This window comes from Streptomyces sp. SJL17-4 (assembly GCF_036826855.1).
In the GTDB taxonomy this organism is placed as follows: Bacteria; Actinomycetota; Actinomycetes; order Streptomycetales; family Streptomycetaceae; genus Streptomyces.
Map to the genome: position 1 here is coordinate 2,101,711 of NZ_CP104578.1, position 14,700 is coordinate 2,116,410.

The 14,700-nt window shown below is 72.3% G+C and carries 1 protein-coding gene; it reads right to left on the minus strand.

Going from position 1 to position 14,700, the window contains the following annotated elements:
- Positions 1-19: 19 nt before the first annotated feature.
- Positions 20-14,698 carry an SDR family NAD(P)-dependent oxidoreductase gene (locus N5875_RS09230; protein WP_338492901.1) on the minus strand — a complete coding sequence of 4,893 codons (14,679 nt, stop codon included), beginning with the start codon at positions 14,696-14,698 and terminating at the stop codon, positions 20-22.
- Positions 14,699-14,700 lie beyond the last annotated feature (2 nt).

Consider the following 14,700-nt stretch of genomic DNA (forward strand, 5'->3'; position numbering starts at 1 on the left):
GGTTCTCAGGGAGACGTCGTCAGCCGGCGAGCCGGTCGGTCGTCCGCTCGTGCAGGAACGCCGCGAGCATCGAAGGGGTCGGGTACTCGAAGACCACGTTGGACGGCAGCTTCGTGCCGCTCAACTCGACCAGCCTGTTGCGCAGTTGCATGGCGGTCAGCGAGTCGAAGCCGATCTCGAAGAGCCCCTGGTCGGCGCTGAGCCGATCAGCCGTGGCGTACCCGAGGACCGCGGCGATCTGCGTACGCACCACGTCGAGCAGGAGTTCCTCCCGCTCGGCGGCGGGCAGCGTCTCCAGCTGGTCCGCGAGCGCACGCCGCTCGTCGGCGGAGACCACGGCCTGGGCCGTCGGGCGCCGCCTGCGGCCCGGAACCCGCTGGAGCCGCGCCTGGGCACCACCGGTGGCGGCGGCCGCGGCCGCGGTCTGTTCGGCGGACACGGTCCGTGCGACCGCCGACCGCATCGTCAGCACCGGCGTCCCCATCTCGTCGACCGCCGCGAACGACAGCGTGTCGGAGCCGGTCCGGGTCAGCATGATCCGGAGGCTCGCGGCACCCTCGGCGTGCAGCACCACGTCGTGCCACGCGGAGAACAGCGGCGTCTCCCCGTCGGGGCCGGTCACGGACAGCGCGGGCTGCGTCGCCGCGTCCAGCAGGGCCGGGTGCAGACCGAACCGGCCCGCGTCCGCCCGCTGGTCGTCCGCAAGGGCGGCCTCGACGAAGAGCTCCTCGCCCCGCCGCCAGACGGCGCGCAGGCCCTGGAACGCCGGCCCGTGGGCGTACCCCTTCTTCGCGAGTACGGCGTAGAGGTCGGTGAGGTCGACGGGCTCGGCACCGGCCGGCGGCCACTGGCCGAGGTCGCCGCCGCCCTCACTCGTGCCCGTATCCGCACCCGTGCCTGCACCCGTGCCCGCTGCCGCGAAGGGCGCCTCGGGCGACAGAGTGCCGTACGCGTGCCGGGTCCACTCCTGCCCGCTTCCCTGACCTGCGTCGCGGGCATCCCCGGACGAGGAGTAGACCGCGACGGTACGACGGCCCATCGGGTCCTCGCCGCCGACGGTGACGTGCACCCGGACGGAGCCCTCCTCCGGAAGAACCAGCGGAGCGTCGGTCACCAGCTCGTCCAGCACCTCGCAGGCGAACTCGTCGCCCGCCCTGATGGCCAGGTCGACGAAGGCCGCGCCCGGGACCAGTACCGCGCCGTGGACGGCGTGGTCGGCCAGCCAGGAGTGCGTACGCAGCGACCAGCGGGAGGTGAAGACCAGCCCGTCCGACTGCGGCAGCTCGACGACGGCGCCGAGGAGGGGGTGATCGGACTCGGTCTGGCCGAACGAGCCCGCAGGCGTGGCCGACTTCGTGCGCTGGATCCAGTAGTGCTCGTGGTCGAAGGCGTACGTGGGCAGGTCACGCTGGTGCCGGGCGGACCCGGCAGGCAGGACGGCCGTCCAGTCGACGTCCACACCACGGACGAAGGCCTCGGCGAGGGAGGCCAGCATGCGGCGCATGCCGCCCTCGCCCCGGCGCAGGGACCCCACCAGCAGGGGGGTGACGTCCGCGGTGTCCGCGATCTCGGAGATGGGCTGGAGGAGGACGGGGTGGGGGCTGACTTCGACGAAGACACCGAAGCCCGCACCGATCAGCTCACGGACAGCGGGCTCGAAGCCCACCGTGCGCCGCAGGTTGCGGTACCAGTACCCCCCGTCCACGACGCCCGCCTCTTCGATCCAGGCGCAGTCCACGGACGAGAAGAAGGGAATCTCGGGAGCAAGCGCGGAAACCCCGGCGAGCTCGGTCGCGAGGACCTCTTCCACGGCCTCGACGTGACGGGTGTGGGACGCGTAGTCCACCGCGACCCGCCGCACCCGCACACCACGGCCCTCCAGCACGGTCAGCAGACCATCCAAGGCATCCGCATCACCCGCGATCACCACGGACGTCGGGCCGTTGACCGCCGCGACCTCCACACCCTCGACGAGCAGACCGCGAACCTCGGCCTCCGAAAGTGCAACGGAAGCCATTCCGCCAGCGCCGGACAGGACTCGGCCGATCGCCTGACTCCGCAGAGCCACCACACGCGCCGCATCCTCAAGGGACAGCGCACCCGCGACACACGCCGCAGCGATCTCGCCCTGGGAGTGGCCCAGGACCGCGTCGGGCACGACACCGGCCGCACGCCACACGGCGGCCAGCGACACCATCACCGCGAAACTCGCCGGCTGGATCACATCCACCCGCTCCAGCAACGCCGCATCCGCATCACCCCGCAGGACGTCCGTCAGCGACCAGTCCACGAACGGGGACAGCGCACGCTCGCACTCCGCCACCCGATCCGCGAACACCGCGGACGAATCCAGCAGTTCACGGCCCATGCCCACCCACTGAGCACCCTGACCCGGGAACACGAACACCGACCGACCACGAGCGGCAGAACGGCCGACCGGAGACTCGCCGCGCGCCAGCGCGCCCAGACCCGACAGCAGCTCGTCACGCGAACCCGCGACCACCACCGCACGATCCGACAACACCGCACGACCGGAGACGAGCGAACCCGCGACCCGCGCGAGCGAGACGGTCTCGTCCGCCTCGACGAACGCCGCCAGCCGCTGCGCCTGACCGGCCAGCGCACCCGCACCCTTCGCCGACACCACGAACGGCAGCACAGCATCGTCCGGCTCGGCCTGCGACGGCAGCTCCGCCTCCACCGGCGCCTGCTCCAGGATCACGTGCGCGTTCGTACCGCTGACACCGAACGAGGACACGCCGGCCCGGCGCGCGCGGTCCGTCTCCGGCCACGACCGGGACTCCGTCAGGAGCTCCACCGCACCGGTCGACCAGTCCACCTCGGGCGTCGGCTCGTCGACGTTCAGCGTCGCCGGCAGGATGCCATGTCGCATGGACTCGACCATCTTGATGACGCTCGCCACGCCCGAAGCGGCCTGCGCGTGCCCGATGTTGGACTTGACCGAGCCGAGCCACAGCGGCCGGCCCTCCTCGCGGCCCTGACCGTAGGTGGCCAGCAGCGCCTGTGCCTCGATCGGGTCCCCGAGCCTGGTGCCGGTGCCGTGCGCCTCGACGACGTCGACATCGGCCGACGTCAGACCCGCCCCGGCCAGCGCCTTGCGGATCACCCGCTGCTGGGAGGGGCCGTTCGGAGCCGTCAGACCGTTCGACGCACCGTCCTGGTTGACCGCCGAACCGCGAACCACCGCGAGGACCTGGTGACCGTTCTCACGGGCGTCCGAGAGACGCTCAAGCAGCAGGACGCCCACGCCCTCCGCCCAGCCCGTGCCGTCGGCGGAGGAGGAGAAGGCCTTGACCCGGCCGTCGGCGGCCAGGCCGCGCTGGCGGGAGAAGCCGATGAAGGTGTCCGGGGTGGACATGACGGTGGCTCCGCCGGCGAGTGCCATCGTGCACTCGCCCTGCCGCAGCGCCTGCGCGGCCAGGTGGATCGCGACGAGCGACGACGAGCACGCCGTGTCCACGGTGACCGCGGGACCCTCGAACCCGAACACGTACGACACACGGCCCGAGGCCACACTGCCCGCACTGCCCGTGCCCGCGAAGCCCTCAAGCTCCGCCGGAACACCCTCACCCGAGGCATACCCCTGACCCATCACACCCGAGAACACGCCCACCTCGGCACCCCGAAGCACACCCGGATCGATCCCCGCCCGCTCGAACACCTCCCACGAGGTCTCCAACAGCAGCCGCTGCTGCGGATCCATCGCCGTCGCCTCACGCGGCGAGATCCCGAAGAACCCCGCATCGAAGCGACCCGCCTCGTGCAGGAAACCGCCCTGCCGGACGTACGTCGTCCCCGGATTGTCGGGGTCGGCGTCGAACAGACCCTCCAGATCCCACCCGCGATCCGTCGGGAAGCCGGACATGCCGTCGCGGCCCTCACTCACCATCTGCCACAGGTCCTCCGGACCGGCAACGCCACCCGGCAGGCGGCAGGCCATGCCCACGATGACGATGGGGTCGTCGTCCGTGGAGACGGTGACCCGCGCGGTGGGGGCGACGGCGGCCGTCTGCCCGCTGAACTCGTCGCGCAGGTACCGCGCGAGGGCGCGCGGGGTCGGGTAGTCGAAGATCAGCGTGGCGGGGAGCTTCACGCCCGTCGCCGTGCTGAGACGGTTGCGCAGCTCGACCGCCGTCAGCGAGTCGAAGCCGGCGTCCTTGAACGCCTTGTCCGCCTCGACGCGCTCGACCGTCGCGTGGCCGAGGACGGTCGCCGTGTGGGTGCGGACCAGGTCAAGGAGGGCCTTCTCCTGGTCGGCGGGCGTGAGGCCCGCCAGTCGCTGGGCGAGGGCGTTACGGTCACCCGCGCCGGCCTGCGCCGTGCGGCGGCCCGGACGCACAAGCCCCCGGAGGACCGGCTGCACCCCGCCACCGGCCGTGGCCTCCGCCCGTACCGCACGCAGGTCCAGCTTCATCGGGACGAGCAGCGCCTGCGCCCCGGCGACGGCGGAGTCGAAGAGGTCCATGCCCTCGGCCGAGGACAGGGCCAGGACACCGCCACGGCCCATACGAGCCTGATCGGCGGCGCCGAGGTGACCGGTCATGCCACCGGACGTCTGGGCCCACAGGCCCCAGGCGAGGGAGACGCCGGGCAGGCCCGCCGCGCGGCGGCGGAGCATGAGGGCGTCGAGGTAGGCGTTGGCGGCGGCGTAGTTGCCCTGACCCGCCGAACCGAAGATGCCGGCCGCGGAGGAGAACACCACGAAGGCATCCAGGTCCAGGCCGCGCGTCAGCTCGTCCAAGTGGTGGGCGGCGGCAGCCTTCGGAGCGAAGACACCCGCGAGACGGTCCTCGTTCAGCGCGCCCAGCAGGCAGTCGTCGAGGACACCCGCCGTGTGGATCACAGCGCTCAGACGACGCTCGGCGGAGATGCCGGTCAGCAGCTCGGAAACGGCCTCGCGGTCGGAGACGTCGCAGGCGACGACGGTCGCCGTGGCACCGTCCGCCGACAGCTCGGCCACCAGCTCGGCAGCACCCTCCGCGCCCTGACCGCGACGGCTGGCCAGCACCAGATGCCGTACACCGTGCGCCGACACCAGATGCCGGGCCAGAACGCCCGCCAGGGAACCCGTACCACCCGTGATCAGAACCGTGCCCTCAGGATCGAAGACCCCTCCCTGACCCGCCGATCCGGCCCCAGCACCGGCCCGCGCCAGACGCGGCACCGACACCAGACCGCCACGCACCGCGAGCTGCGGCTCACCAGCGCCCAGCACACCCGACACCAGGTCCGCGCCGACCTCGACGCCCGGCTCCACGTCCACCAGGACGATCCGGTCCGGATACTCCGCCTGCGCGGCCCGCACCAGACCCCACACCGCAGCACCAGCCGGATCCGACACACCAGACCCGCCCGCAGGCACCGCACCACGCGTCACCACCACCAACGGCGACTCCTCACACCCCGGAGCCACCAACCACGACTGCAACACACTAAGCACCCGGCCCAGCAGCCCGACTGCCTCACCACCGTCGACGGCCTCAAGCACCACCACCGACGGCACGTCGATCAACGACGCCACATCAGCAGCATCCGCCACCACTACCGGCGCAGCGCCACCACCGGAGACCGAAACCCCAGACAGCTCAGCCCACTCAAGCCCGAACAGCGAATCAACACCCACACCCGTCCCGGCACCCGCAGCATCCAGCTGCTCCACCGACACCGGCCGCGACACCAGCGAATCCATCGTCAGCACCGGAGCACCCGACTCGTCCGCCGCATCGAACGACAACGCATCCGGACCGCACGGAGCCACCCGCACCCGCAGCCCCGAAGCACCGGCCGCCTGCAGCACCACACCGTTCCACGCGAACGGCAGCGTGATGCCTTCCTCGGGCTCGGTGTCGTCGTGGGCCGAAACCGACTGCAGAGCCGCGTCGAACAGCGCCGGGTGCAGGCCGAACCGGCGTGCCTCCTCGGTCAGTTCCTCCGGCAGGGCGGCCTCGGCGAAGAGCTCCTCGCCACGCCGCCAGACGGCCCGCAAGCCCTGGAACGCAGGCCCGTACGCGTACCCCCGCTCGGCCAAGTCCCCATAGAAGTCCGTGATGTCGACCGGCTCCGCACCGGCCGGCGGCCACTGCGCGAAATCGAACCGCGTGCCGGCAGGAACAGGGGCCGGCGGAGACAGCACACCCGACGCGTGCCGGGTCCAGTCCTCCCCGCCGCCCTCACCGGCGCCACCACGGGACGCGTAGACGCCCACGGCCCGGCGCCCGGACTCGTCCTCGCCGCCCACGGCGACCTGGACACGGACCGAACCCTCCGCGGGCAGCACGAGCGGAGCGTCGATGACCAGCTCGTCGAGCGCCCCGCAGCCGAACTCGTCACCGGCCCGGACCACCAGGTCCACGTACGCCGTCCCCGGTACCAGGACCACGCCCTGAACGGCGTGGTCCGCGAGCCACGGGTGGGTTCGCAGCGACAGACGGGAGGTGAAGAGCAGCCCACCGGTCGACGGGACGTCGACCTTCGCGCCGAGCAGCGGGTGGTCGGCGGCCGAGAGCCCGAGGGACGAGGCGTCCGAGGGGGCATCGGCCGTCCGCAGCCAGTAGTGCTCGTGGTCGAAGGCGTACGTGGGCAGTTCCACGCGCGGGCCACCGGTGGCCCCGGCCGGGAGTACGGCCGTCCAGTCGACGTCCGCGCCGCGCACGAAGGCCTCGGCGAGGGCGTCAAGCAGCGTCTGGCGTTCGTCGCGGCCGTCCCGCATCGCGGGTGCGCACACGACGTCCACCGCGCCCGACGCGCCCGCGGTGTCGGCCTCCGCGGCCGACTCCCGGACGAGTCCGGTCAGTACCGCGCCGGGGCCGAGCTCCAGGAAGACCTGGCCTCCGTGTTCCCGCGCGGCCCGGACACCGGCGGCGAAGAGGACGGGGCGGCGTACGTGCTCCACCCAGTACTCCGCGGTCCGCATCAGGTCGTCCTCGACGACGCGGCCCGTCACGTTCGACACGACGGGGATGCTCGCCGGCTGCCACGCGACGGCGGCCAGTTCAGCGGCGAACTCGTCGAGCATCGCGTCCATCCGGGCGGAGTGGAACGCGTGCGACACCGCGAGTCGCTTGACCTTGCGGCCGGACGCCTTGAGCTGCTCGGCGAGTTCGAGCACGGGGCCCTCGTCGCCGGAGAGGACCACGGACGCGGGTCCGTTGACGGCGGCGATGTCGACGCCCGTGGTGGAGGTGGAGGCCAGCAGGGCGCGGATCTCGTCCTCGCCCGCCGCCACGGCGACCATCGCGCCACCGGTCGGCAGGACCTGCATCAGGCGGCCGCGGGCCGCGACCACCGTCGCGGCGTCCTTCAGCGACAGCATGCCGGCCGCGTGCGCGGCGCTGATCTCACCGATCGAGTGCCCCATCACCACGTCGGGGCGGACGCCCCACGACTCGACGAGCCGGAACAGCGCCGTCTCGACGGCGAAGAGGGCCGCCTGCGTGTACACCGTCTGGTCCAGCAGCCGCGCGTCGGCGCTGTCCTCGTCGGCGAAGACGAGCTCGCGGATCGGGCGGGCCACCCATCCGGCGAGCGCGGCGTCGAGCTCGGCGCACACCTCGTCCAGCGCTGCCGCGAAGACCGGGTAGCGGGCATACAGTTCGCGCCCCATGCCGGCGCGCTGCGCGCCCTGGCCGGGGAAGAGCAGGACCAGCTTGCCCGTACCCGTCCGGGTGCCGGACGTGATGCCGGGGCCGTACTCGCCGTCGGCCAGCGTGCGCAGGCGGGCGAGGAGTTCCTCGCGGCTCGCGGCCACGACCACCGCACGGTCCGAGAGAAGCGCGCGGTCGGAGAGGAGGGAGGCGGCCAGGCCGGCGAGCGGGACGTTCACTCCGGCTCGGGCGGACTCGTCACCGGCGGATTCCGTCTCGGCGTGATCCGTCTCGGCGTGATCCGTCTCGGCGGACTCCTCCGCGGCGAATTCGTCCTCGACGAACTCAGCCAGCCGCCTCGCCTGCCCGGCGAGGGCGGCCGCGCTCTTCGCCGAGACGACGAACGGCAGGACCGCGTCGCCCTCGGGCGCCGGGTGCGCCTCGGTCGACGGGTGCGCCTCGGTCGCGGGGGCCTCCTGCGGCGCCTGCTCCAGGATGAGGTGGGCGTTGGTTCCGCTGACGCCGAACGACGAGATGCCCACGCGGCGCGGACGCTCGGTCTCCGGCCACGGACGTTCCTCGGTCAGCAGCTCGACCGCGCCCGCCGTCCAGTCCACCTGCGGGGTGGGCTCGTCGACCCCCAGGGTCGCCGGGAGGATGCCGTGTCGCATCGACGCGACCATCTTGATCACGCTCGCGACACCGGCGGCGGCCTGCGTGTGCCCGATGTTGGACTTCAGCGAGCCGAGCCAGAGCGGCCGGTCCGCCTCGCGGCCCTGGCCGTACGTCGCGAGGAGCGCCTGCGCCTCGATCGGGTCGCCCAGCGTGGTACCCGTACCGTGCGCCTCGACGACGTCGACGTCCGTCGACGTCAGGCCGGCCTCGGCGAGGGCCTTGCGGATCACGCGCTGCTGCGCCGGACCGTTCGGAGCGGTCAGACCGTTCGACGCGCCGTCCTGATTGATGGCCGAACCGCGGACGACGGCGAGGACCTGGTGGCCGTTCCTCCGGGCGTCCGAGAGCCGCTCCAGGAGGACGACACCGACGCCTTCGGAGAGGACCGTTCCGTCGGCGGTGGAGGAGAAGGCCTTGATACGGCCGTCGGCGGCCAGGCCGCGCTGGCGCGAGAAGCCCAGCACACCGGCCGGGGATCCCATGACGGCCACACCTCCGGCGAGTGCCATCGTGCATTCGCCCTGCCGCAGCGCCTGCGCGGCCAGGTGGATCGCGACGAGCGACGACGAGCAGGCCGTGTCCACGGTCACCGCGGGACCCTCGAACCCGAACACGTACGACACGCGGCCCGAGGCGACGCTGCCGGCGATGGCGGTCGTCGCGAAGCCCTCGAACTCCTCCGGCACCTGCTCCAGCGCACCGAGGTAGTCGTGGATCGAAACTCCGGAGAAGACACCGATGTTGGTGTCCTGCGCCTGCGTCGGGTCGATGCCCGCGCGTTCGAACACCTCCCACGAGGTCTCGAGGAGCAGCCGCTGCTGCGGGTCCATCGCCATGGCCTCACGCGGCGAGATGCCGAAGAAGCCCGCGTCGAAGCGGCCGGCCTCGTGGAGGAAACCGCCCTGCTGGACGTAGGACGTGCCCGCGTGATCGGGGTCGGAGTCGAAGAGCCCGTCGAGGTTCCAGCCGCGGTCCGTCGGGAAGCCGGACATGCCGTCGCGGCCTTCGTGCACCATCCGCCAGAGGTCCTCGGGACCGGCGACCCCGCCGGGCAGGCGGCAGGCCATGCCGACGATGACGATGGGGTCGTCGTCCGTGGACACGGTGACCCGCGCCGTGGGGGCGACGGCGGCCGTCTGCCCGCTGAACTCGTCGCGCAGGTACCGCGCGAGGGCGCGCGGGGTCGGGTAGTCGAAGATCAGCGTGGCGGGGAGCTTCACGCCCGTCGCCGCGCTGAGGCGGTTGCGCAGCTCGACCGCCGTCAGCGAGTCGAAGCCGAGCTCGCTGAAGCCCCGGCCGCCCTGGGCCAGGTCGCCGACGTTGACGCCGAGCACGTCCATGGCCTCGGCGGCGATGATCTCCAGGAGGGACTTCTCCTGGTCGGCGGGCGTGAGGCCCGCCAGCCGCTGGGCGAGGGCGTTACGGTCACCCGCGCCGGCCTGCGCCGTGCGACGACCCGGACGCACAAGCCCACGGAGCACCGGCTGCACCCCGCCACCGGCCGTGGCCTCCGCCCGTACCGCACGCAGGTCCATCTTGATCGGGACGAGCAGCGCCTGGTCGCCGGCCACGGCGGAGTCGAAGTGCGCCATGCCCTCGGCCGAGGACAGGGCGAGCACACCACCGCGGCCCATACGAGCCTGGTCGACGGCGGCCAGCTGACCGGTGAGGCCGGTGACCTGCTCCCAGAGGCCCCAGGCGAGGGAGACGCCGGGCAGGCCCGCCGCGCGGCGGCGGAGCATGAGGGCGTCGAGGTAGGCGTTGGCGGCGGCGTAGTTGCCCTGGCCCGCCGAACCGAAGGTGCCGGCCGCGGAGGAGAACACCACGAAGGCGTCCAGGTCCAGGCCGCGCGTCAGCTCGTCCAGGTGGTGGGCGGCGGCAGCCTTCGGAGCGAAGACACCCGCGAGGCGCTCGTCGGTCAGGGACGCGAGGACACCGTCGTCGAGGACACCGGCCGTGTGGACGATGCCGGTGAGTCGACGCTCGGCGCTGAGGGTGGACAGGAGCTCCGCGACCGCTTCGCGGTCGGAGACGTCGCAGGCGACGACGGTCGCCGTGGCGCCCTCGGCCGACAGCTCGGCCACCAGCTCGGCAGCGCCTTCGGCCGCCGGACCGCGACGGCTGGCCAGCACCAGATGCCGCACGCCGTGCGCCGACACCAGATGCCGGGCGAGGACACCCGCGAGGGAACCCGTACCACCCGTGATCAGAACCGTGCCCTCGGAATCGAAGACCGACTCCCGACCCGACTCGGCCACCGCACCGGCGCGCGCCAGGCGCGGCACGGACACCACGGCACCGCGCACCGCCAGCTGCGGCTCGCCCACAGCCAGCACATCCGACAGCAGCCCGGAGCCGACCTCGACACCCGGCTCCACATCCAGCAGCACGATCCGGTCCGGATACTCCGCCTGCGCGGCCCGCACCAGACCCCACACCGCAGCACCAGCCACATCCGACACCACAGCACCGTCGCTCGCAGGCACCGCACCACGCGTCACCACCACAAGCGGCGACTCCTCGAACCCAGGCGCCACCAGCCACGACTGCAACACACCCAGCACACGGCCCAACAGCCCCACAGCATCGCCGGAATCGCCACTGTCCACGGCCTCAAGCACCGCCACCGGCGGCACCACACCACCAGCAACCAGCGATGCCACACCAGCGGCATCCGCCACAGCCACCGGAGAGGCACCACCACCGGAGACCGAAACCCCCGACAGCTCAGCCCACTCCAGCCGGAACAGCGAATCCACACCCGCACCAGCACCCGCACCCGCGGCGTCCAGCTGCTCCACCGACACCGGCCGCGACACCAACGAATCCATCGTCAGCACCGGAGCACCCGACTCGTCCGCAGCGTCGAACGACAACGCATCCGGACCACACGGAGCCACCCGCACCCGCAACGCCGCAGCACCAGCCGCCTGCAACACCACACCGTTCCACGCGAACGGCAGCACGTTCCGGCCGTCGTCCTCCCGCGTCACGAAGGCGTTCGTGTGCAGGGCGGCATCCAGGAGTGCCGGGTGCAGACCGAAGCGGCCCGCGTCCTCCCGGGGCTCACGGGGCAGGGCGGCCTCGGCGAAGAGCTCCTCGCCCCGCCGCCAGACAGCCCGCAGACCCTGGAACGCCGGCCCGTACGCGTACCCGCGCTCGGTCAGATCCTCGTAGAAGCCCGTGATGTCGACCGGCTCCGCACCGGCCGGCGGCCACTGCCCGAAGTCGAACCGCGTCCCCGCCGAAACCGGCGCCACCGGGGACAGGACACCCGAAGCGTGCCGGGTCCACTCCTGCCCGCCGCCCTCACCGGCGTCACCACGGGACGCGTAGACGCCCACCGTGCGACGGCCGGACTCGTCGGCACCGCCGACGGCGACCTGGATGCGGACGGCCTCGTCCTCGGGGAGCACCAGTGGTGCCCCGATCACGAGCTCGTCCAGCACGCCGCAGCCGAACTCGTCACCGGCGCGGATGGCCAGGTCGACGTAGATGGTGCCGGGGATGACGACCGAGCCCTGGATCGCGTGGTCCGCGAGCCACGGGTGCGTCCGCAGCGACAGACGGGAGGTGAACACCAGCCCGTCCGACTGCGGCAGCTCGACGACGGCGCCGAGGAGGGGGTGGTCGGTGGAGGCGAGACCGACGGATGCGACGTCGGTGTCGGCACCCGTCAGCTGGATCCAGTAGTGCTCGTGGTCGAAGGCGTACGTGGGCAGGTCCACGCGCGGACCACCGACAACACCGGTCGGCAGGACGGCCGTCCAGTCGACGTCCACACCACGCACGAACGCCTCACCGAGGGAGGCCAGCATGCGACGCATGCCGCCCTCACCCCGGCGCAGAGAGCCCACCAGCACCAGGTCGGCCTCCGCCTGGTCGGCGATCTCCGTCACCGGCTGGAGGAGCACCGGGTGGGGGCTGACCTCGACGAAGACACCGAAGCCCGCACCGATCAGCTCGCGGACAGCGGGCTCGAAGCCCACCGTGCGCCGCAGGTTGCGGTACCAGTACCCGCCGTCGAGCACACCCTCGGACTCGACCCACGCACCGTCCACCGAGGAGAAGAACGGAATCTCAGGAGCCAGCGCGGAAACCCCGGCGAGCTCGGTCGCGAGGACCTCTTCCACGGCCTCGACGTGACGGGTGTGGGACGCGTAGTCCACCGCGACCCGCCGCACCCGCACACCACGGCCCTCCAGCACGGTCAGCAGACCGTCCAGAGCATCCGCATCACCCGCGATCACCACGGACGTCGGGCCGTTGACCGCCGCAACCTCCACACCCTCGACCAGCAGACCCCGAACCTCGGCCTCCGAAAGTGCAACGGAAGCCATACCGCCCGCGCCCGACAGGACTCGGCCGATCGCCTGACTCCGCAGAGCCACCACACGCGCCGCGTCCTCAAGGGACAGCGCACCCGCCACACACGCCGCGGCGATCTCACCCTGCGAATGACCCAGAACCGCATCCGGAACGACACCAGCCGAACGCCACACCGCGGCCAGCGACACCATCACCGCGAAACTCGCCGGCTGGATCACATCCACCCGCTCCAGCAGCCCCGCGTCCGCGTCACCCCGCAGCACATCCGTCAGCGACCAGTCCACGAACGGGGACAGCGCACGCTCACACTCGGCCACCCGATCCGCGAACACCGCGGACGAGTCCAGCAGTTCACGGCCCATGCCCACCCACTGAGCACCCTGACCCGGGAACACGAACACCGACCGGCCCGGACCACTGCCCACGCCAGGAACGAGGCTCCTGACCAGCGTCGCGTCGGACTCCCCACGCGCCAGCGCACCGAGACCCGACAGCAGCTCCTCGCGCGAACCCGCGACCACCACCGCACGATCCGACATCACCGCACGACCGGACAGCAGCGAAGCGGCGACTCCCGCCTGCGACACGGCCTCGTCGCCCTCGACGAACTCCGCCAGCCGCGCCGCCTGACCCGACAGCGCACCCGCACCCTTCGCCGACACCACGAACGGCAGCACGGCGTCGCCGTCCACGGGCTGCGTGGACTCGGAGTCCGGAAGCTCGCTCTCGGGCGCCTGCTCCAGGATCACATGCGCGTTCGTACCGCTCGCGCCGAACGACGAGACGCCCACACGGCGCGGACGCTCGGTCTCCGGCCACGCCCGGGACTCCGTGAGCAGCTCGACCGCGCCCGCCGTCCAGTCGACCTGCGGGGTCGGCTCGTCCACGTGCAGCGTCGCCGGGAGCACACCGTGCCGCAGCGACTGCACGGTCTTGATCACCGCGGCGACACCGGAAGCGGCCTGTGCGTGCCCGAGGACGGACTTCACCGAGCCCAGCAGCAGCGGCCTGCCCTCCTCGCGGCCCTGGCCATAGGTGGCGAGCAGCGCCTGCGCCTCGATCGGGTCACCCAGCGTCGTACCCGTACCGTGCGCTTCCACCATGTCGATGTCGGAGGTGGTCAGTCCGGCGTTGGCGAGGGCCTTGCGGATCACCCGCTGCTGCGCGGGACCGTTCGGAGCCGTCAGGCCGTTCGACGCACCGTCCTGGTTGATCGCGGAACCCCGCAGCACGGCCAGCACGTGATGCCCGTTCTTGCGGGCGTCCGAGAGCCGCTCCAGGAGCACCACACCCACGCCCTCGGCCCATCCGCTGCCGTCGGCGGACGCGGAGAACGCCTTGATGCGGCCGTCGGCGGCCAGGCCGCGCTGCCGCGAGAAGCCGACGAAGCCACCCGGCGTGGCCATCACGGTGGCACCACCGGCCAGCGCCATCGAGCACTCGCCACGGCGCAGTGCCTGCGCCGCCAGGTGCATGGCGACCAGCGAGGAGGAGCACATGGTGTCGACGGTCACGGCCGGGCCTTCCAGGCCCAGGGTGTAGGCGACGCGGCCGGAGGCGACGCCGCCGGCGGTGCCGAGGGCGCGTTCGAGGCTGAGGTATCCCTCGAAGCCGCTCAGGTCCGGCGCGTAGTCCTGGTGCACCATGCCGGTGAAGACGCCGACGTCGGCGCCCCGCACGGAGGTCGGGTCGATGCCGGCGCGCTCGAAGGTCTCCCAGGAGACCTCCAGGAGCTGGCGCTGCTGCGGGTCCATGGCGAGGGCCTCGCGCGGCGAGATCCCGAAGAACGCCGCGTCGAACTTGGCCGCGTCGTGCAGGAAGGCGCCTTCGCGCACGTAGGTGGTCCCGGGGTTGTCGGGATCCGGGTCGAAGAGTCCGTCGAGGTCCCAGCCGCGGTCGGTCGGGAACTCGGTGTAGACGTCGGCGCCCGCGGAGACCACCCGCCAGAAGTCCTCGGGGTTGCTGATGCCACCCGGGAAGCGGCAGCCCATCGACACGATGGCTATGGGCTCGACGGCAGCGGCGGCGAGCTGGCTGTTCTCGTGCTGCAGCCTGGAGTTCTCCTTCAGAGACGCACGCAGTGCACTCACAA